Source organism: Longispora urticae, from assembly GCF_053902585.1.
On sequence record NZ_JAQZSH010000030.1, the window covers coordinates 59,310 to 78,064 of the forward strand.

An 18,755-nucleotide genomic window follows, 5' to 3' on the forward strand; every position below is an offset into this window, starting at 1 on the left:
GGGGATCCTCTCTCGTTTGTTCGCTTCGCGTTACAGCCGCGTGGGCCCGTAGAAAACCAGGCTGATCACGGCGAGGTCCAGGAGCAGCCCGAACGTCAGCCACGGGTGGTAGTAGACGGCGAGGAGCGCCAGGGACACTCCCGCCGCCGCGGCGGCGACGGGAGCCCACCAGCCGGCACCGGCCAGCAGTGCGCCGCTGGCGGTGACGAACGCGACGGCGCTGATCACGGAGCCCGCGACCGCTACCGCCCTCTGCGCCGTCTCGGGCACGCCGTAGCGGCGCAGCAGCCAGGAGCGGTGCGGCTGGAACGGCGCCTCGTCGTTCGGCGGCGGCGGATAGATGGCCACGTGGACCAGTCCGTGCAGCAGCAGGAACACGGCCACCGCGATCGGCCAGTTCATCGCGTGCCTAACCGGATCCGGTCGTGACGGGTGGGTCCGTCCGGCGGTGGTCGGGGTCCTCGCGGTGTGCTTCGGTGGTGAGGTAGGTGTTCAGCGCGTCGAGGTGCGGCAGGGGCCGGTCGGGGTGCTCGGTGAGTTCGGCCCGTGCCTCACGCCCGGCGGCGTGGGTGTCTTCTTCGCGGGGCATGGCGGCGTTCCTCTCAGTGCGGGGTGTTGCGGGCCGGCTCAGGTGCGGGAGACGACGACCTTCAGGGCGCCGGTGCCGACCGGGTCGGAGAACGTCTCGTAGGCGTCGTTGAAGTCCATGAACCCGTAGCGGTGGGTGACCATGTGGCTCAGGTCGAGCTGACCGGAGGCGAGCATCCGCATCAGGGTGGGCGTCGAGTGGGTGTCGACCAGGCCGGTGGTGATGGTCAGGTTGCGGATCCACAGGTCTTCCAGGTGCAGCGTCGCCGGCTTGCCGTGGACGCCGACGTTGGCCAGGTGTCCCCCGGGGCGGACCATCCGGGCGCACAGCTCGAACGTCTGCGGGGTGCCGACGGCCTCGATGACGACGTCGGCGCCGAGCCCGCCGGTGGCGGCCAGGACGGACGCCGCCGGGTCGTCGTCGGCCCGCAGGGTGGTGTCGGCCCCGAACTGCTTGGCCGCCGCCAGGCGGGTGTCGGCCTTGTCGATGACGATGATCTGCGACGGGGAGAACAGCTTCGCGGTCGCCACGGCCGCCAGGCCGATCGGGCCCGCGCCGACGATGACGACGGTGTCGCCGGGGCGTACCTGTCCGTTGAGGACGCCGACCTCGTAGGAGGTGGGCAGGATGTCGGACAGGAGTACGGCCTGCTCGTCGGTCAGGGCGTCGGGGAGCTTGTGCGTGGACAGGTCCGCGAACGGGATCCGGGCGTAGTCGGCCTGCACGCCGTCGATGGTGTGCCCGAGGATCCAGCCCCCGCCGCCCCGGCACTGCCCGTAGGAGCCCTGGCGGCAGTACCGGCAGGATCCGCACGCCGAGATGCAGGACGCCAGGACCCGGTCACCGGCGGCCAGCGTGGTCACCCCGGACCCGAGATCCATGACCGTGCCGACCGCCTCGTGGCCCAGGATCCGCCCGGCCGTCACCTCCGGTACGTCGCCGCCCAGGATGTGCAGGTCCGTGCCGCAGATCGTCACCGCGTCGACCCGGATGACCACATCGCGGGGGTCGGTGATCGTCGGGTCGGGCACGCTCGTCCAGGACCGGTCCTGCGGCCCGTTGAACACCATGGCTTTCATCTCGTACTCCTCACGTGGTTGTCGGTTTCATCCGAGCACCGCGGCCGTCGGGCGGGCAGGGCCGAAGGTCCCGTGCGCCCGGGACCGGGGTCCCCCGGCTAGCGGAGGATCTCGGTGCCGGGTCGGACGGCGTCGGCGGCGATCGCGTAGGCCCAGGCGGTGACCTGGGTGCGGTTGCGGAAGTCACCGGCCATGGTCCTGGCCATCCGGCTGGCGAGGAACCCGGTGCTGTCGGCGGCCAGACGGCCGCCGAACGTGACGTGTCCTCGGGCGTGGAGCTTCTCGGCGATCCGCGCGACCTTGGGAACCGCCGCGATCGACCCGTCCTCGGCGGTGCGGTCCAGTGGGCCGGTACTGAACAACCACACCCGCCGCCCGGTCAGTGCCTCGCGGTGCCGGCGGGCGAAGCGGCGCGCGTCGCGCTGCCAGCGGTGGGCGTACAGGGCGCCGCCGAGCACCACCAGGTCGTACTCGGTCACGTCGTCGACGGCCGCGGCGTCGCGGACCTCGACGTGCAGGCCGCGTTCGCGCAGCGCCTCGCCGATCCAGCCGGCGATCTCGGCGGTGGAACCGTGGGCGGAACCATAGGCCACCAGAGCGTTGATCATGGTGGTTCTCCCTTCGCGTCTCCCTGTGAGCGTGCGCGCCCCGTCCGCCGGGCAGCAGGGCCACAAGGCCCGGGTCGTCGGGGACTCTGTCCCTCTCTCCTGGGCTCGCGGCTCAGGGGCCACCACGCGCGCCCCGATGGCTGGGGACCTGCCGTGGTCAGACGTTTCACCTCTGGGAGTTCTCGTCCGTGGGCGTCGCGGGTCCACCGGTGGTCTACTGGGACAGTGGGGTTCGACCGGTTCACCGGGCACCGCCTGCGATGGTCGGTCGAGAACGCGGACGGTGGGGGTGTGCGGACGATGGCGGAGACGAGTCCCGGCGACTTCGGACGGCGGATAGCGTGGCGGCGCGAGCAGCAGGGCCTCAGTAGGGCCGAGCTGGCTGAACGCTCCGGCATCGCGCACGCCTACATCGACTACGTCGAGCAGCACCCCGACACTCCCACGCCGCAGACCGTCATCCGGCTGGCCCGGGCGCTGGACACGACGGCCGAGGACCTGCTCGGCGCCACCGTGCTACTCCCCCCGGGCGCGGGCCGCCCCGCGCCCGCGGCGCGCCTCGTCGCGCTCGACCGGACCGAGTGTCTGGGGCTGGTCGCGGTGGGCGGCGTGGGACGGGTCGCGTTCAGTACCGACGACGGGCCGATGATCCTGCCGGTCAACTTCGGGCTCGCCCCCGAGGAGGTGGTGTTCCGCACCGCCGCCGATTCGCCGTTGGCGGGCCTGGCCGGGCAGCGGGTGGCGTTCGAGGTCGACGGGCTCGACGAGATCCGCAGCGAGGGCTGGTCGGTCGTCGTGGTCGGTGAGGCCCGGATGGTCACCAACGCGGCGGAGGTCGTGCTCCTGGCCGGGTGGACCGGGGTGGAGTCGTGGGCCGGCGGGCCGCGCGACACCTACATCGGGGTACGTCTCGACCGGGTCACCGGCCGGATGATCCGCACAGACTGACCACCCATCCGGTCGGTCGCCGGCCCGGGTCGGTTCCGCGCGGACCCATGGGTATTTCCGGCACGGTCTGCGTGGTGACGGGCCGCACCGGCGTCGCCCAGCGCGTTCCGCGCGCTCAGATGCGCACCCGTTCGCCCATCCGGGGAATGACGGCGGCCCGGTCGAGGTCCGCGCGGATCCGGCCGGCGAGCGCTTCTGCGGCGTCGGTGTCGCCGTGCACGACGAAGCAGGTGCCGGGTCGGCGGTCTCCCGCGTCCAGCCAGGCCACAAGTCCCTCGGCGTCGGCGTGGCAGGAGAACTCGTCCAGTGCCACGACCCGGGCCCGGACCGTGGTGTACCGGCCGAATGCCTTGATCTCGCGGACCCCGTCGGCCAGGGCCCGGCCGCGGGTGCCCGGCACCTGGAAGCCGGCGAGCACGATCAGGTTGCGCGGGTCGGGCGCGAGGGCCTCGAGGTGGTGCACGACCCGGCCTCCGGTGAGCATCCCGGCGGCGGAGATGATCACGCACGGGTAGCCGGGCCGGTTGAGCCGGATGGAGCCCTCCTTGTCGGCGACCAGCTTGAGCTGTCCGGGGTCGAACGGATCGCCGTCGGGCAACGGCCGGATGTCGGGGGCGTGGTTGGCCAACGCCTTGCGGTAGACGTCCAGGGCGGCCAGGGCCATCGGACTGTCGGCGAACACCGGGACGTCCGGGATCCGGCCGGCGGCGACGAGCTCCTTGAGCGCCATGAGCAGTACCGCCGTGCGGTCGACGGCGAACGCGGGGATCAGCACCACACCGCCGCGCCGGAGGGTGGCGCTGATCTCGTCGGCGAACCGGTCGAGGTTGCGCGGCGGGTGCGTGCGGTCGCCGTAGGTGGACTCGACGATGACGGCGTCGCTGTCCGGCGGCGCCTGCGGGGGCAGGAGCAGCGGGTGGTCGACCCGGCCCAGGTCCCCGCTGAACGTGACCGTCTTCGACCCGTCGGAAATGGTGACGATCGACGAGCCGAGAATGTGGCCGGCGCGGTGCAGGGTGATGTCGGTGCCCGAGTACGTGACCGTCTCCCCGAACGCCACCGGGGCGAACAGGCTGATCGCCTTCTCCGCGGCGTGCGTGTCGAACAGCGGCAGGGCGGGCGCGTGTTTGGACGAGCCGATCCGGTTCGCGTACTCGGCGTCCTCCTCCTGCAGGTGCGCGGCGTCGCGCAGCACGATCGCGGCCAGCTCGGCGGTGCCGGGGCTGCACAGCACCTGCCCCCGGAAGCCCTCGGCGACCAGGCGCGGCAGCCAGCCGCAGTGGTCGAGGTGCGCGTGGGTGAGCACGACCGCGTCGATGCGCTCCGGTGGGAAGCCCAGCGGCTCCCAGTTGCGGCGGCGCAGCTCCCGGTCGCCCTGGAACATGCCGCAGTCCACGAGGATCCGGCTGTCACCGGACTCGACCAGGTGTCGGCTGCCGGTCACGGTGCCGGCAGCGCCCAGAAAGGTGATCCACATACCCTCAGCCTGCTCTCGTCGTGTGCTCCTGGCAGGTGCCGGACGGCGTGACCGGCCCGGGCCAGGCGACCTGTCTGTTTCGGGTCCGTTGGCACTGTCACCGCCGTTCGGGCAGCCTCGACCGGACCTCGTCGTAGGTCGCCGGGTCGATCTCGCCCGCGGCCAACCTCCGGTCGAGGACGTCGTGCGGGGATTCGTCGCGTGCTGCGGGGTTCGGGCCTGCCGGTTGTTGGGTGTAGCGGACCGCCGCCCAGACGACCGCCGCGATCAGTACGAGCCCCAGCAGCAGGGTCGTCACCATCATCCAGCCCGAGCCCGGGCCGTATCCGTACATCATGACTGCTCACCTCCTAGGTTCTCTCACCTTCACCGTGTAGCCGGCTGTGCGGGGCCACCAGTGCCGACCGGCCCGGTCGCCGCGTCCACATGGCCCGGGTGGATGTCACTTCCGGCTGCCGGGCCTGGTGCTGCCGGGACCCCGGCTCAGCGCCCCGATCGAGGTGGCCAGTCCCAGGGCGAAGCCGACGTTGTACCAGGTGCCGGTGTTGTGCACCTCGTAGATGCCGACGTTGTGGTTGAACAGGGACACGATGAACGTGACGGGCAGGATCAGTCCGTGCCACAGTCCGGGCCAGAACCCGGAGAGGTGCGCGGCGTTGACCGTCGCCACGTTGTTCGGGCCCGCGGCGCCCGCGCAGGCGGACAGCACGAGCAGAACGCCGACGCCGACGAGGGCGGTCGTGACGGCACGTCGAGACCGGGACATGGGGTGCCTCCTCACTGGGTGGTGCGCCACGAGCGGAGCGACGTGTACGCCGCCAGGGCGATGCCGGGCACGCTGGCGGCGACGGCGCACGCCAGAACCTGATACACGGACAGGGACTCGGTTCCCAGCAGGCTCCGCAGCGGGGACAGCCACAGGGCGCCGAGTTGGCCGGCCAGGGACAGGGCCACGGCGGCGGGCAGCCAGGCGTTGCGGGGCTGGCCGGGTACCCGTCGGGCCCGTACGGCGAGGGCGACTCCGAGCTGGGCGAGGCCGAGGACGGTGAACAGGACGGACTGCCAAGGCCAGCCGGCCTGGTGGCCGGCGAGGGCCATGCCGGCGGCCATAGCGGCGATCAGGGTGCCGACGAGGCCGATCTGGACGGCGAGGCCGGTGCCGAGGATCGCGGTCCCTGGTCGACGCGGCGGTTGGCGCATGGCGTCGCGGTCGCCGGGTTCCGCGCCCAGCGCCACGCCGGGCAGGCCGTGGGTGAGCATGTTGATCCAGAGGATCTGGGCCGGCAGCAGGGGGACCGCGAAGCCGAGCCAGGGTCCGGCGAGCATGACGAGGACCTCGGCGACGCCGCCGGCGAGGGCGTAGGCGAGGAAGCGGCGGATGTTGGCGTAGATCCGCCGGCCCTCCTCGACGGCGACAGCTGCGGTGGCGAGATTGTCGTCGGCCAGGACGAGGTGCGCGGCCTGGCGGGCGGCCTCGGTGCCGCCGCGGCCCATGGCGACGCCGATGTCGGCGCGGCGCAGGGCCGGGGCGTCGTTGACGCCGTCGCCGGTCATGGCCACGACCTCGCCCCGGTCCTGGAGCGCGGTGACGATGGCGAGTTTGTGTTCCGGGCGGGTGCGGGCGAAGACGCGTACCCGGTCGAGGTGGGCGGGGGTGAGTTCGTCGTGGCCGAGGAGTACCTCGCCGTCGCCGTCGATGATGCCCAGGCGCGAGGCGATGGCGCGGGCGGTCGCGGGGTGGTCGCCGGTGATCAGCATCAGGCGGATCCCGGCGTCGTCGAACGCTCGGGCCACGTCGGCGGCGCCCTCGCGGACCGGGTCGCCGAGCGCGACCAGGCCTGCGAGGCGCAGCCCCGTCTGCGCGGCGTCGTCGTCGGGACCGCCGGCCCGCTGGTCGTCGGCCACGGCGAGGACCCGGTAGCCGGCGGCGGCCCACTCCTCCGCCAGGTCGACCGCCCGGGCGATGACGTCCGCGTCGTCGGTGAGTACGTCCGGGGTGAGGATCTTCTCGGGCGCGCCCTTGGTGACGATCAGGTAGCCGTCGCCGACGCCGTGCACGGTGGTCATCCGGCGGCGGACCGCGTCGAAGGGCACCTCCGACAGCCGGGGGTACGCCGCGCGTTCGGTGATGTCGAGTCCGCACCGGGCCGCGGCGACGACGAGCGCGGCCTCCATCGGATCGCCGACCGGGGTCCAAGGACCGTCCGGCGCGGCAGGGGGTGCGATGTCGGCGTCGTTGCACAGCAGCAGGTCACGGGCGAGGCGCGGCACAGGGGTCAGGTCATCGGAGAGGTCCGCACCCGGTAGGCCGGGGACTCCCTCGTCCGTCAGCCTGTCGTCCCGGGTCGTGGAGGTCAGGGTGCCCGACGGGTCGTAGCCCTGCCCTGTCAGGGACACCACGGTGTTCGCGCACGCCAGGCGTTCCACGGTCATGACGCCCTCGGTGAGGGTGCCGGTCTTGTCGGCGGCGATCACCGTCACGGACCCGAGGGTCTCTACGGCGGGGAGTTGGCGGACGATCGCGGAGCGGCGGGCCATCCGGTAGGCACCCAGGGCCAGGGACACGGTGACCACGGCGGGCAGCGACTCGGGGACGGCTGCGACGGTGAGGCTGACGCCGACGAGGAGCATCTCCAGGGCGGGGCGGCCGGCGAGCATGCCGAGCCCCATGACGATCAGGGAGGCCGCCACAGCCGCCGCGCCGAGCGTGCGGCTCAGGCCCGACAGGCGCTTCTGGAGCGGGGTGGGGCGGCGGGGCTGGGCGGCCACCAGTGCGGTGATCTGGCCGAGGGCGCTGGCCGGTCCGGTGCGGGTGACGACGCCGGAGGCCCGGCCGGCGGCGATGACGGTACCCCCGGAAAGGTCCTCGCCCTGGCTCTTGTCCACGGGCACCGATTCGCCGGTGAGCGCGGCCTCGTCCACGCGCAGCCCGGCCGCGTCGGTCAGCCGCAGGTCGGCGGGGACGATGTCGCCGGCCTCCACCCGCACGAGATCGTCGGGGACGAGATCGGCGGCCGGGACCAGTTGGGCCTGTCCGTCGCGGACGACCCGGGCGTGGGGGGCGGCCAGCTCGCGCAGTGCGGCGACGGCGTGGTCGGCGCGGATCTCCTGGCGGACGCCGACGGCGGTGTTCACCAGGACGACCAGGCCGATGACGAGCGTGTCGGAGACGTCGCGCAGGACGAGGGTGACGGCCATCGCCGCGAGCAGGAGCAGGACCAGGGGGTCCCGGAGCTGTTCGAGGACGCGCAGCCACAGTCGGCGGGGCGGGGGCGGCGGGGTGCTGTTGGGGCCGTGCGCCGCGCGGCGGGCGAGCACCTCGGCGGTGCTCAGTCCCCGGCTCGTGGGCGGTTGGTGGGCTGCGTCCGCGACGACGAGACCGCCGGGTGCTCGGCCGGGCCCCGCCGAGGACGGAATGTCGGACTGCTCAGGCATTGTGTCTCCCCTCCGTGTCCAGGCTGCCCGGCCCCGGTGTGCTCGGGGCAGTGCCGTTCGGCCCTGGTGCGGGGGTCTTGGGTCCCGCGTCGCCGAACCGGCGGGCCCGTCGACTCCCGTGGTCGGGTCCAACGGCCCTGCCGGCGCGGACCCGTGCGGGTCACCCTGGGGTGAGAAGAGGAGGTGCCGACCATGAGCGTGGTATCGGACAAGAAGCCCGTGGACCTGACCGACCGACCCGTGATGGGAGTGATGTCCCGTCCGGTGGTCGCGGTGACCCTGGACACCGACCCCATCGAGGCGCTGCGCCTGTTGACCACGCACCGGATCCGGCACCTCGTGGTCCTCGACCGGGACGGGCTGTGCGCCGGGGTGCTGTCCGACCGGGCGATCGCCGCCGCCTGGGCGGTCGACCCGTTCGGATTGAACCGCCGCCGGGCCGGGGAACTGCTCGGCGGCGAACGGGCGACCCTCGCCCATCAGGCCACGATCGGGCAGGTGGCCCGGTTCATGAAGGAGCACGGGGTCGATGCCGTGGCCGTGGTCGACGACCTCGGGCTGCCGGTCGGGGTCGTGACGGCCAAGGATCTGATCGACGTTCTCGCCGCCTGAACGGGTCAAAGCTCGGGCCCCGCCGGATATCCGGTGGGGCCCGTTTCCGTTCGCGGAGGGTGGTGCGCCCGGTCGGGGCCATGTCATGTGGGTGTTCCCGCCCGGGACGGGTCACGCGCCCACCGGCAGGTGACGTACTCGCGGCACGTCCCACTCAGGACTGGTGGAGGATTCGCGGCAGGTCCCGACCGGGGACCGGTGGCGGACTCGCGGCACGGGGAAGGGGCGGAGTCGTTGCCGACTCCGCCCCTTCCCCGCGTGCGGTCCCTGACTACTTCTTGACCGGGTGGACGACCGCGACCGGGCAGTCCGCGTGGTGGATCAGCGTGTAGCCGACCGAACCGAGGAGCAGGCTGGCCACCTCGCCCCGGCCGCGCGAGCCGACGACCACGAGGCCGGCCTCGGTGGACTCCTCCAGCAGGATCTCCGCCGGGTGCCGGTCGTAGGACAGCATCTGGGTGACCCGCACGTCCGGGTACTGCTCGGCGTACCCGGCGAGAGCCTCCGAAAGCACCCGGTTCGAGACCTTCTCCGCCTCCGCGAGGCCGAACCGGGCCAGCTTGCTCGGCTCGATCATGTCGTCGGGCACGGAGTGCCAGACGTACAGCGCCCGCAGCGGGGCGCCCCGCCGGTCGGCCTCGGCGAACGCGAACTCCAGCGCGCCGGCGGTGTTCTCCGTGCCGTCCACACCGACGAGGACGGGCGCGGTCGACGGCCGCTGGGTCTCGCCGCGCACCACGACCACCGGGCACTGGGCGTGCGTGGCCACCTGCGCGGACACCGAACCGAGCACCAGGCCGGCGAAACCGCCGGCTCCGCGGGAGCCGACGACGACCATCGCGGCGCTCGCCGAGCGTTCCACGAGCCAGGCGGCGGGGGTGGTGTGGATCAGGTGGGTGTCGATGGTCAGCCCGGGGTGGCGGTGCAGCGCCCTGGCCTCGGCCTCGGACAGGATCGCCACGACCGCCGGCCCGGGCTCGGTGTACTCCGGCGGGTACGGCACGGCCATCATCGGGGCGTACAGGGTCGGCATGACGAAACTGTGCATGATTTCCAGCCGCAGGCCCTTGGCCGCTGCCTGGTCGGCGGCGAAGTCGAGGGCGTCGTCGCTGATCTGCGAACCGTCGACGCCGACGAGGACGGCGGGCCTTTCGGTGTGACTCATGGTGTCCTCCTGTGGGGAACTTCCGATGTGTTCAGCCTCGCGGCGGGGCCGGTTTCGCGTCAGAGGCGTGGGGCCCAGTACGGGCGGGACCTTCGGCCCCGCCCGGTCACGGCAGGATGACCTCGCTGGCCGGTCGGCGGGGGCTGGTCACGGCCGGCAGGCCGTAGCCGAGGCGGAGCAGCATCTGGGGGCTGCCGTTCCAGTGGAGTTCCCGCCACAGTTCGTCGCGGGCTCCGGGGTCGTCGACGGGCTGGGACATCATCTGCGCGGACAGGCCCAGTTCGGTGGCGGTGAGCAGGACGCGTTGCAGGGCCTGGCCGGCGCGGAGCTGGTCGCTGGGCAGGTCGCCGTGCGCGCCGAGGACGGCGAGGAGCGGTTCGGGTTCGTAGTCGCGGACACCCGTGTGGGGCGGGCCGCCGAAGTCGCGGCGGGGCAGCAGCTCGTGCGGCTGCGGTGCCGGGCCACCCGCCGTCACGGGCACCCCGTCGCGGCGCGCCGGATCGTGGCTGGTCCAGGCGGCGAGTTCGGCCCGGTAGGCGGGGTCGTCGGTGATCCGCCGGTTCGCGGTCCGCACGATCGTCGCGATCCGGGCCAGGACGGCCGGGTCGTCGGTGAACTGGAGCCAGCACCGTTCGACCTCCGCAGCGCGGGCCAGGCGGTGGCGGTGCTCGGTCGGGACGGGGCTGTCCAGGAACGGGTCGCGGTTGGAGTGCCGGTGCGCGATGGCCCCGTGCAGTTCGATCTCCAGTGGCGTCGCCGGGCGGGGCTCGGCCGGGGTGAGCCGGGCGACCATGTCCGTGTGCCCGGCCACCGGCAGCAGCCGCACCGTCGTCGGGTACTCCCGGACCGCCAGGGCGAGGCGCAGGTTGAGCAGGGCCGCCCCGCAGGCGATCCGCACGGCCCGATGGTGCGGGTCGGCCACCGGCAGGGCGCGGTCGGTGTCGGCGTACACCTCGATGGTGTCGCCGTCGCGGCGGAACAGCCACGGCTGGGTGTTGTGCATGGACGGCGCCAGGGTCGCGGCGGTGACCGCCTCGGTGAACACCTCCCGTGTCAACGTGGACATGACGCGTCCTCTCCCTGGAGCCGGCGCGGGGTGCGCGGCACCTCGCCCGGGCGGCGGACGATGCCGAACCGCAGGGCCAGAACCGGCCAGCCGAGCCCGGACAGCAACTGCCGCAGGGCCTGGCGGACGGCGGGGACCTCGGTGACGTCGCTCATCGGCGAGGAGGCGAGTCCGTTGCACACGGCGGTGAGCAGCACCGCGGACATCGCCTCGCCGGCGATCAACCAGTCGGTGGGGGTGTCGGCGTCGGTAAACAAGATCGCGTAGCGGGTACCGGCGTCGGAGCCGTCACCGGCGTCCAGGGTCGCCTCATCACCCGGGGCGAAGTCGCGGACCGGCACCCGCCGCGGCACCGTGCCCACCGCCCCGCTGACCGGGACGCCGTCGGCGCTTCCGGGCGGACGGTGCGTCCACGCGGACAACTCCGCCCGGTACCGCGGATCGGTGATCTCCGCGTCGGCGGCGTGCGAGGCCGCCACGGTCAGCTCCACCACCTGGTCGTCGCGGAGGAACTGCAGGTGCGCGCCGTGCCGTTCCGCCGCAGCGCGCAGCGCCTCCACGGAGTCCTCGGGCACCGGCGACCGGCTGAAGGGCCGGCGGTCGGTACGCCGCACCGTGGTCGCCTGCATGAGGCGCAGGTCCATCGGCTCCGGCGGACGCCGACCGGCGAGTACCAGCCGGGCCAGCAGCGTCGGATCGTCGGGGTCGGGTAGCCGGTGGACGGAGACGGCGTGGCCGGCGGCGGCGAGGCTGACGACGGCGTGGTTGAGGGCGGTCCCACAGCTGACGACGAGCAGCCGGCTGTCGGGGTCCAGTACCGGGAGCCGGCGGCCGAGGTCGGCGCGCAGGTCGGCGATCCCGTCGTGCAGCTCCCACTTCCAGGGCTGCGTGTTGAACACCGACGGGGCGCGCAGCGCCGCCATCGCGGCCTGCCCGAGCGGGCCGGAGCTGGCGCGGGCGCGCAGTGTCGGGTCGGTGTCGGTGAAGTACACGGACATGGTCTTCTTCTCCTTCTACGGCCGGACGACTGCGACGGGGCAGTCCGCGTGGTGCAGGACGGCCTGGCTGACCGAGCCGAGCAGCAGGCCGGTGAACCCACCCCGGCCACGCGAACCGACGACGACCAGGTGCGCGCCGGCGGACTCCTCGACGAGTGCCTTGCCGGCGCGGGCCCGGACCTGGTGGTGGTGGACCTTGACGTCGGGGAACCGCTCCTGCCAGCCGGACAGCGCCTCGGCGAACAGGCGCTGTTCCTCTTCGGCGAGGATGTCGGCGTCGTAGACCAGGGGCAGCATGTCGCCGGGTTCGGAGGACTGCGGGAAGCGGAACGCGTGCACGGCGGTCAGGCCGATTCCGTTGAGGGACGCCTCGGTGAAGGCGAACTCCACGGCGGCGCCCGACTCCTCGGAGCCGTCCACCCCGACGACGACGGTGCCGGCGGCCGGGCCGGGCGGCAGAGTGTGGGGGCGTACGACGATGACCGGGCAGGTGGCATGCGCGGCGAGCTGGACACCGACGGAGCCCACGAGCAGGCCCGTGAAGCCGCCCAGACCCCGGTGGCCGAGGACGATCATGGCGGCGGTCCCGCTCTCCCGGAGGAGGACGGGGCCGGGGGCGCCCTCGATGATCTGGGAGTCGACCGTCAGTTCGGGCCGGCGGGACTGTGCGCGGGCGACGGCGGCGGTCATGAACTCCTCGGCCTGGGCGCGCAGCCCGGTGAGGATCTGCGACGCGGGTACCGGGCCGTCGGGCAGTCGCATCTGGGGCCAGATCGAGGCGTGCACGATCCGCAGCGTCCGGCCGCGCAGGGCGGCGGCGTCGGCGGCCCAGTCCACGGCGGAAAGCGCCAGGTCGGAGCCGTCCACGCCGACGACTACGTGATCGGTGACGACGGGTTGGGTGGACATGGCGACCTCCGTGAGTGTGTGGCGTACCCCCACCCTCGCCCCGCGCCACCGCTGCCTGACAGTGCCGAAGGTCCCGGTCGGGCAGGGCTACCCAGACCGTCATGGTCAGGGCTGCCGGCACTGCCCCCGGGTACCGCGGCGGGCAGAAGCTGTGGGGGTCACACCACCTCGGAAGGACCTGACGATGACCACCATCACGCACCGCAACTCCCACACCCTCCCCGCCACGGCCGCCATGAGCCGCGAGGCCGTCACCCGCTACGTGCTCGCCGGACTGCGCCTGGCGCTGGGCTGGGTGTTCCTGTGGGCGTTCCTCGACAAGCTCTTCGGCCTCGGATACGCGACGAAGTCCAACGCCGCCTGGATCAACGGCGGGCACCCGACGCTGGGGTTCCTGAAGAACTCCGCGAAGGGCCCGTTCGCGGACTTCTACCACTCCATCGCCGGGACCGCCTGGGCCGACACCCTGTTCATGGCCGGCCTCGCCGGAGTCGGGGTGGCGCTGATGCTCGGCATCGGGATGCGCATCGCCGCCATCGCCGGGGCCCTGCTCCTGGTGATGATGTGGACCGCCGTCCTACCCCCGGCCACCAACCCGTTCATGGACGACCACCTCGTCTACGCCGGCCTGCTGATCGCCCTCGCGCTCACCAGCGCCGGGAACACCCTGGGCCTGGGTGACTGGTGGACGAAGACGGCGCTGGTCCGCCGGCTGCCCTGGCTGCGCTGACCATGGGCCTCGTGCGACTCAGCGAACTGCTCAGGCGCCCGGTTCCCGCCTCCCCGTCCCGGATCACCGATCTGGTCGCGCCCCTCGGGGCCGACCAGCCGGCGGTCCGGGCCGCCGGCCTGGGCCACCGCACCCGGGTGTCGGCCTGGGTCCGGTGGACCGACCTGCGGTCCCCGGCACCTGACCCGGTGCCCGGCGAGCTCCGGCTGGTCCGCGACCTGCTCGACGGGCAGATCTTCGACATCGCCGGCAACCGCCTCGTCCGGGTCGGCGACGTCCTCTTCGAGGAGAACGGGGACCTGGTGCTCGTCGGCGTCGAGGTCGGAGCCGCCTCCGTATGGCGACGGCTCGGCCTGCGACGGCTCGCCGACCACCTGCCCACCACCGTCATCGACTGGCCGGACCTGCACCCGGCGACCGGGGTAGGGCTCGCCCACCACCTGGCCGCCGACCCGACCGCCCTACACCACCTCACCGCCCCGCAGCTGGCCACCCTCACCTCCGGGCTGGCGACCCACCACGCCGCCATGGTCCTCGACCACCTGCCGCCGGCGCACGCCGAAGCGGTCCTGGGCCACCTGCACCCGCGTCGCGCCGCCGCCCTCACCCGACTCAGGAACCTGCTGCCGTGAGAAAACGCGTCTGGGCCGTCCTCGCCGTCACCGGTCCCGGCCTGCTGGCCGGGCTGTCCGACGACGACCCCGCCGGCATCACCACCTACTCTGTGCTCGGCGCAGACCACGGCTACCGGCTCCTCTGGGTACTCCTCGCCTCCACCGTCGCCCTGATCATGTTCCACAACCTCGCCGCCCGCCTCGGCGTCGTCACCGGCCAGGGCATGGCCGGCCTCATCCGCCAGCAATACGGCGTCCGCGCCGGAGTCGGAGCCCTCGCAGCCCTCGTCGTCGCCAACGTCGGCACCACGGTCGCCGAGTTCGCCGGGATCGCCGCCGGGTGGGAGCTGTTCGGGGTCCCCCGACATCTGGCCGTCCCCACCACCGCCGTGATCATCATCTTCCTGGTCCGCCGGGGCAGCTTCCGGGTCGTCGAACGGGTCCTGCTCGCCCTGAGCGCCGTGTTCGTCTCCTACGTCGTCGCCGGCTTCCTCGCCGGCCCGGACTGGGGAGCCGCCGCCACCGGACTGGTCGTGCCCACCATGCCCCTGACGCGCGACGCCGTCTACATCACCGTGGCCACCATCGGCACCACCCTCGCGCCGTGGGGGCTGAGCTTCGTACAGTCCTACGTCCTCGACAAACACCTCACCACCAGCGACCTGCGCGCCTCCCGAGTCGACCTGGTCACCGGCTCGGTCCTCACCGGCGTCATCGGCCTGTTCGTCGTCGTCGCCTGCGCCGCCACCCTGCACCGCCAAGGCCACACCATCACCGACGCCGCCGACGCGGCAGCCGCCCTACGCCCGCTCGCCGGGGACCTGGCCGGCACCGTGTTCGCCGTCGGCCTGATCGGCTCGGCCATGCTCGCCGCCGCGATCCTGCCCCTGTCCACCGGCTACTCCGTCACCGACGTCTTCGGCCGTCCCGCCGGCCTCAACGACACCCCGCGCTCCGACCCGCTGTTCTACGGCACCACCCTCACCGTCACCGTCCTCGGCGCGGCCCTGGTGCTGATCCCCGGCGCTCCGCTCGTCCCGATCCTCGTCGGAACGCAGATCCTCAACGCTCTGGCGCTGCCACCCTTGCTCGTCTACCTGTACCGGCTCGGCCGCGACCCGGATCTGATGGGCCCGTTTGCGACCGGTCGGCGGATGGGCGCCGCGCAGTTCGCCATGATCGTGGCGTTGTCGGCGTGTGTGCTGGCCCTGCTGGTGTTCTCCATCCTGTGACCTGTGGCCTGTCCGGTTCGGGACCTTCGGCACGGTCCCCCGACCGCGATCATCCTGTACAACGGACACATGATCAGAGTTTTCCTGCTCGACGACCACGAGGTGGTCCGCCGGGGCCTGCGCGACCTCCTCGAGGACTCAGGCGACATCGAGGTCGTCGGCGAGTCCGGCTCGGCCGTGGAGGCCGCCAGCCGGATCCCGGCCCTCAAGCCGCAGGTCGCCGTCCTCGACGCCCGGTTGCCCGACGGCAGTGGCATCGAGGTGTGCCGCACCGTGCGGTCGGTGGACCCGTCGATCCAGGCCCTGATCCTCACCTCGTACGAGGACGACGAGGCCCTTTTCGCCGCGATCATGGCGGGGGCCGCAGGCTACCTACTCAAGCAGATCCGGGGCACCGACCTCGTCGACGGGGTCCGCCGCGTCGCCGCCGGCCAGTCGCTCCTGGACCCGGCGGTGACCGCCCGGGTCCTGGAACGTATCCGGCGCGGCAGCGCAGCCCCCGACGCCCTGGCAGACCTCACCGAGCAGGAGCGCAAGGTCCTGGTCCACATGGCCGAGGGCAAGACGAACCGGGAGATCGCCGCCAGCATGTTCCTCGCGGAGAAGACCGTGAAGAACTACGTCTCCTCGGTACTGGCCAAACTCGGTCTCGAACGGCGCACCCAGGCCGCCGTCCTGGCCAGCAAACTCCTCGGCAAAGACAACCACTGACCACCGACACCGCTCCCGACGCCTGCCGGTGAGGCGGGGACTCGCGGCCCGGTCGTCCGCTAGATCGGCGCCCACCAGGTCAGTCGGGTGCCGGTCGGTGCGGCGGCGGCCACCTCGAAACCTCCACCGCACGTGCCGGCCCGTTCGGCGAGGTTGACCAGCCCGCCCCGGGGCTCGGCCCCGCCGACGCCGTTGTCGGTCACGGTCAAAGTCACCTGACCGGCCCCCACCCGCAGCGCGACCTCGACCCGGGTCGCCCGGGCATGGCGGGCGGCGTTGGACAGTGCCTCGCGCAGCACGGCCAGCAGCTCTGGCCGCACCTGCTCCGGAACGGCGCTGTCCACGGGCCCGTCGAGCACCAGGGCGGGCCGGAATCCCAGCGTGCGGATGGATTCCTGCACCAGGTCGCGAACCTCGGTGCGCAGCTCCGACGTGGCCGGGGAACGGAGTTCGAAGATGGCGCCGCGGATGTCGCGGATCGTGCCGTCGAGGTCGTCGACCACGGCGTTGATCCGGTCGGCGACGTCCTGCTTCACCGTGATGCGGGCAGCACCCTGTAGGTGCATGCCGGCGGCGAACAGGCGCTGGATGACCACGTCGTGCAGGTCGCGGGCGATCCGCTCGCGGTCTCCGACCATGGCCAGAAGCGCCCTTTCGTCGCGTGCCTGGGCCCGGACCAGGGCGAGGGCGGCCTGCCCGGCGAAGGTCTCCACCAGCGCGACGTCGGGCTCCTCCGCGAACGCGACCGCACCCTGCCGGTAGGCGACGGCGAGGATGCCCAGCATCGTGCCGTCGGCGATCAGCGGCACCAGCAGGGTCGTCCCGCTGGACAGGTCCACCGGCCAGGTGGCGGTCTTTCCGAGGTCCTCCACCACCGCGAGGTGCCGTTCGCTGACCACGGTCGACAACTCGCCCTGAACTGCCGGCAGGGCGAAGCCTTCCAGGGCCGCGCCGGGGCCTCCTTCGGCGACCTCGACGGTCAGCGTGCCGGCCCGCTCGTCGTAGAGCAGCACCATCGCCAGGTGCGCCTCGGCGACCTCCCGGGCGCGGGAGGCGACGATCCGCAGCGCGGCCGTGCGGTCCACGTCGCCGAGGATCACGGCGCTGGTCTCGGTGGTGGCCTCCAGCCAGCGTTGCCGACGGCGGGACTGGGCGTACAGGCGGGCGTTGTCGATCGCCGCGCCGGCCGCGACGGCGAGGGCGATCATGATCTCCTCGTCGTCGTCGGTGAACATGCCGCCGCCGCGTTTCTCGGACAGGTACAGGTTGCCGTACACCTGGTCGCGGATGCGGATCGGCACCCCGAGGAAGGTGTGCATCGGGGGGTGTTCTGCGGGGAAGCCGTACGCGCGGGGATGTTTGGTGATGTCGGGCAGTCGGATCGGGCGCGGGTCCTCGATCAGCAGGCCCAGGACGCCGTGCCCGGACGGCAGGTCGCCGACGCGGGCGTGCACGACCGGGTCCATGCCGTGCGTGATGAACTCGACCAGGGTGCGGTCCGGGCCGATCACGCCCAGCGCCCCGTACTCGGCGTCGGTCAGCTCGCACGCCGCGGCGGTGATCCGCTCCAGGGTCGCGCGCAGCTCCAGGTCCGTGCCGATCCCGACCACGGCGTCGAGGAGGGAACGGAGCCGCTCCCGGCTGGCCATCACGTCCCCGACCCGCGACAGCAGCTCCTGCAACAGGTCGTCGAGGCCGGTCTGGGCCAACGGGGGCAGCCCGAGCGCGAAGGTGACGGGCCCGGACGGGTCAGCACGTTTGTCGGCGGCCATGCCCTCATCCTAGGCCGCCGGTGGGTGCGATCTGGGTGGCCCACGGTCCGCCGGCACCCGGACAGGGCCTCTGCGGGGGTCCCCGGGTGCGCGGTCGGCTGAGGTTGACCGCCCGCGCACGGAAGCCGCACTGGTCACGACCGCCCCGAAGAGTCGTCGTGGTGGGCGTACCACCCGGCTTCCGCCGCTGACGGCCCACGACACCCGTCCTGATCGCCAGTGCCGAAGGTCCTGACCTAGTCAGGTCCCCCGGACCTGACGCCCGGTCTCGCCGCACTGTTCATATGGATATTCGCGGGAAGTAGCGGCTCAGGGAGTGACAGATGATGATCGTGGTGTTGATCGACGACACCGGCGCATGGACCCCGAGCCCCTCAGCAGCCGCAGCGGCACTGGCCGTGTTGGCGCCCTCGCACGAGCTGGTGGTGCTGTGCTCCGGCTCCTGCCGGCCGCGAGCCCTGGCCGCCGCGCTCCGCCTGGCACTGCCCCGGTTCACCGTCACGGCCGTGCTGGCCGGCTCCGACGACAGTGAAGGTCGGCGGACTGTGGCCCAGTTGTTGGAGGCCGGGGCTCTGCCGATCGTGTGCGCCGACCAGCCCGCCCTCCTCGCTGCGGAGATCCGCTCGCACCTGGGCGCGGACCTCGTCCTGAAATTGGTCACCGATGCCACCCACAACACCAGCCTGCGTCGGCCTGCGCCGTTCGCGCGCCCCGTGCCCACCTAGGGAGGTCCCGACGCGGAGGTGGGCGTCGGCCCGAGCGAGATCAAGGGCGACGACCTGTTCTTCGGGTACGAGTGCTCTCGACCAC

General features: G+C 72.7%; 20 protein-coding genes. 7 read left to right on the forward strand and 13 right to left on the reverse strand.

Features of this window, described 5'->3' with window-relative positions:
* Positions 1-30: 30 nt before the first annotated feature.
* The 4 genes from PT931_RS20960 to PT931_RS20975 all read right to left on the reverse strand — a co-directional run bounded on the left by PT931_RS20960 (position 31) and on the right by PT931_RS20975 (position 2,276).
* On the reverse strand, positions 31-402 hold the full coding sequence (locus tag PT931_RS20960; RefSeq protein ID WP_456247447.1) for a hypothetical protein: 372 nt from the start codon (positions 400-402) through the stop codon (positions 31-33).
* A gap of 7 nt (positions 403-409) precedes the next feature.
* The gene (locus tag PT931_RS20965; protein ID WP_456247448.1) at positions 410-589 is read right to left on the reverse strand and encodes a hypothetical protein; all 180 of its coding nucleotides are present in this window, start codon (positions 587-589) and stop codon (positions 410-412) included.
* A 38-nt stretch (positions 590-627) separates the two neighbouring features.
* Positions 628-1,668, reverse strand: coding sequence for a zinc-dependent alcohol dehydrogenase family protein (locus PT931_RS20970; RefSeq protein WP_456247449.1), 1,041 nt, complete (start codon positions 1,666-1,668; stop codon positions 628-630).
* Between the two features lie 98 nt (positions 1,669-1,766).
* A complete protein-coding gene (locus tag PT931_RS20975) occupies positions 1,767-2,276 on the reverse strand; it encodes a flavodoxin domain-containing protein (RefSeq protein WP_456247450.1) in 510 nt (169 codons plus the stop codon).
* 225 nt (positions 2,277-2,501) lie between these two features.
* Between PT931_RS20975 and PT931_RS20980 the strand changes: the two genes are divergently transcribed.
* Entirely contained in the window at positions 2,502-3,224 is a 723-nt protein-coding gene (locus PT931_RS20980) for a helix-turn-helix domain-containing protein (RefSeq protein WP_456247451.1), read from the forward strand.
* A 115-nt stretch (positions 3,225-3,339) separates the two neighbouring features.
* Here the strand turns inward: PT931_RS20980 and PT931_RS20985 are convergent, their stop codons facing one another.
* The 4 genes from PT931_RS20985 to PT931_RS21000 form a co-directional block, all read right to left on the reverse strand.
* On the reverse strand, positions 3,340-4,701 hold the full coding sequence (locus tag PT931_RS20985; protein WP_456247452.1) for an MBL fold metallo-hydrolase: 1,362 nt from the start codon (positions 4,699-4,701) through the stop codon (positions 3,340-3,342).
* 97 nt (positions 4,702-4,798) lie between these two features.
* Positions 4,799-5,038, reverse strand: coding sequence for a hypothetical protein (locus PT931_RS20990; RefSeq protein ID WP_456247453.1), 240 nt, complete (start codon positions 5,036-5,038; stop codon positions 4,799-4,801).
* Between the two features lie 105 nt (positions 5,039-5,143).
* Positions 5,144-5,467: a hypothetical protein gene (locus PT931_RS20995; protein ID WP_456247454.1), complete on the reverse strand. Its 324-nt coding sequence runs from the start codon at positions 5,465-5,467 to the stop codon at positions 5,144-5,146.
* A gap of 11 nt (positions 5,468-5,478) precedes the next feature.
* Complete coding sequence (locus tag PT931_RS21000) at positions 5,479-8,136, reverse strand: cation-translocating P-type ATPase (protein WP_456247455.1); 2,658 nt, start codon at positions 8,134-8,136, stop codon at positions 5,479-5,481.
* A gap of 192 nt (positions 8,137-8,328) precedes the next feature.
* Here PT931_RS21000 and PT931_RS21005 point away from each other — a divergent pair, with 192 nt between their 5' ends.
* On the forward strand, positions 8,329-8,748 hold the full coding sequence (locus PT931_RS21005; protein ID WP_456247456.1) for a CBS domain-containing protein: 420 nt from the start codon (positions 8,329-8,331) through the stop codon (positions 8,746-8,748).
* A 271-nt stretch (positions 8,749-9,019) separates the two neighbouring features.
* On the opposite strand, the gene PT931_RS21010 is transcribed toward PT931_RS21005, so the two are convergent.
* The 4 genes from PT931_RS21010 to PT931_RS21025 form a co-directional block, all read right to left on the reverse strand.
* The gene (locus PT931_RS21010) at positions 9,020-9,913 is read right to left on the reverse strand and encodes a universal stress protein (protein WP_456247457.1); all 894 of its coding nucleotides are present in this window, start codon (positions 9,911-9,913) and stop codon (positions 9,020-9,022) included.
* A 106-nt stretch (positions 9,914-10,019) separates the two neighbouring features.
* Positions 10,020-10,979 carry an Acg family FMN-binding oxidoreductase gene (locus tag PT931_RS21015; RefSeq protein WP_456247458.1) on the reverse strand — a complete coding sequence of 320 codons (960 nt, stop codon included), beginning with the start codon at positions 10,977-10,979 and terminating at the stop codon, positions 10,020-10,022.
* The gene (locus PT931_RS21020; protein WP_456247459.1) at positions 10,967-11,977 is read right to left on the reverse strand and encodes an Acg family FMN-binding oxidoreductase; all 1,011 of its coding nucleotides are present in this window, start codon (positions 11,975-11,977) and stop codon (positions 10,967-10,969) included. The genes PT931_RS21015 and PT931_RS21020 overlap by 13 nt, the downstream gene beginning before the upstream one ends.
* Before the next feature lie 15 nt (positions 11,978-11,992).
* A complete protein-coding gene (locus PT931_RS21025; RefSeq protein ID WP_456247460.1) occupies positions 11,993-12,886 on the reverse strand; it encodes a universal stress protein in 894 nt (297 codons plus the stop codon).
* Positions 12,887-13,070: 184 nt separating this feature from the next.
* On the opposite strand from PT931_RS21025, the gene PT931_RS21030 reads away from it, so the two are divergent.
* The 4 genes from PT931_RS21030 to PT931_RS21045 all read left to right on the forward strand — a co-directional run bounded on the left by PT931_RS21030 (position 13,071) and on the right by PT931_RS21045 (position 16,173).
* On the forward strand, positions 13,071-13,616 hold the full coding sequence (locus PT931_RS21030; protein ID WP_456247461.1) for a hypothetical protein: 546 nt from the start codon (positions 13,071-13,073) through the stop codon (positions 13,614-13,616).
* A gap of 11 nt (positions 13,617-13,627) precedes the next feature.
* Complete coding sequence (locus PT931_RS21035; protein WP_456247462.1) at positions 13,628-14,248, forward strand: hypothetical protein; 621 nt, start codon at positions 13,628-13,630, stop codon at positions 14,246-14,248.
* Positions 14,245-15,462 (forward strand): NRAMP family divalent metal transporter, encoded by a 1,218-nt coding sequence (locus PT931_RS21040; protein ID WP_456247463.1) that lies wholly within the window; start codon positions 14,245-14,247, stop codon positions 15,460-15,462. Before PT931_RS21035 ends, PT931_RS21040 begins: the two co-directional genes overlap by 4 nt.
* Positions 15,463-15,531: 69 nt before the next feature.
* Positions 15,532-16,173 (forward strand): response regulator, encoded by a 642-nt coding sequence (locus tag PT931_RS21045; RefSeq protein WP_456247464.1) that lies wholly within the window; start codon positions 15,532-15,534, stop codon positions 16,171-16,173.
* A 59-nt stretch (positions 16,174-16,232) separates the two neighbouring features.
* On the opposite strand, the gene PT931_RS21050 is transcribed toward PT931_RS21045, so the two are convergent.
* Complete coding sequence (locus tag PT931_RS21050) at positions 16,233-17,945, reverse strand: GAF domain-containing protein (RefSeq protein WP_456247465.1); 1,713 nt, start codon at positions 17,943-17,945, stop codon at positions 16,233-16,235.
* Positions 17,946-18,268: 323 nt separating this feature from the next.
* On the opposite strand from PT931_RS21050, the gene PT931_RS21055 reads away from it, so the two are divergent.
* Entirely contained in the window at positions 18,269-18,670 is a 402-nt protein-coding gene (locus PT931_RS21055; RefSeq protein ID WP_456247466.1) for a hypothetical protein, read from the forward strand.
* Positions 18,671-18,755: the final 85 nt, after the last annotated feature.

Excerpts from the sequence above, each read along its gene's own strand:
- PT931_RS20960 (WP_456247447.1), bottom strand. The coding sequence starts at position 402 with ATGAACTGGCCGATCGCGGTGGCCGTGTTCCTGCTGCTGCACGGACTG.
- PT931_RS20965 (WP_456247448.1), bottom strand. The coding sequence starts at position 589 with ATGCCCCGCGAAGAAGACACCCACGCCGCCGGGCGTGAGGCACGGGCC.
- PT931_RS20970 (WP_456247449.1), bottom strand. The coding sequence starts at position 1,668 with ATGAAAGCCATGGTGTTCAACGGGCCGCAGGACCGGTCCTGGACGAGC.
- PT931_RS20975 (WP_456247450.1), bottom strand. The coding sequence starts at position 2,276 with ATGATCAACGCTCTGGTGGCCTATGGTTCCGCCCACGGTTCCACCGCC.
- PT931_RS20985 (WP_456247452.1), bottom strand. The coding sequence starts at position 4,701 with ATGTGGATCACCTTTCTGGGCGCTGCCGGCACCGTGACCGGCAGCCGA.
- PT931_RS20990 (WP_456247453.1), bottom strand. The coding sequence starts at position 5,038 with ATGATGTACGGATACGGCCCGGGCTCGGGCTGGATGATGGTGACGACC.
- PT931_RS20995 (WP_456247454.1), bottom strand. The coding sequence starts at position 5,467 with ATGTCCCGGTCTCGACGTGCCGTCACGACCGCCCTCGTCGGCGTCGGC.
- PT931_RS21000 (WP_456247455.1), bottom strand. The coding sequence starts at position 8,136 with ATGCCTGAGCAGTCCGACATTCCGTCCTCGGCGGGGCCCGGCCGAGCA.
- PT931_RS21005 (WP_456247456.1), top strand. The coding sequence starts at position 8,329 with ATGAGCGTGGTATCGGACAAGAAGCCCGTGGACCTGACCGACCGACCC.
- PT931_RS21010 (WP_456247457.1), bottom strand. The coding sequence starts at position 9,913 with ATGAGTCACACCGAAAGGCCCGCCGTCCTCGTCGGCGTCGACGGTTCG.
- PT931_RS21015 (WP_456247458.1), bottom strand. The coding sequence starts at position 10,979 with ATGTCCACGTTGACACGGGAGGTGTTCACCGAGGCGGTCACCGCCGCG.
- PT931_RS21020 (WP_456247459.1), bottom strand. The coding sequence starts at position 11,977 with ATGTCCGTGTACTTCACCGACACCGACCCGACACTGCGCGCCCGCGCC.
- PT931_RS21025 (WP_456247460.1), bottom strand. The coding sequence starts at position 12,886 with ATGTCCACCCAACCCGTCGTCACCGATCACGTAGTCGTCGGCGTGGAC.
- PT931_RS21030 (WP_456247461.1), top strand. The coding sequence starts at position 13,071 with ATGACCACCATCACGCACCGCAACTCCCACACCCTCCCCGCCACGGCC.
- PT931_RS21045 (WP_456247464.1), top strand. The coding sequence starts at position 15,532 with ATGATCAGAGTTTTCCTGCTCGACGACCACGAGGTGGTCCGCCGGGGC.
- PT931_RS21050 (WP_456247465.1), bottom strand. The coding sequence starts at position 17,945 with ATGGCCGCCGACAAACGTGCTGACCCGTCCGGGCCCGTCACCTTCGCG.
- PT931_RS21055 (WP_456247466.1), top strand. The coding sequence starts at position 18,269 with ATGATGATCGTGGTGTTGATCGACGACACCGGCGCATGGACCCCGAGC.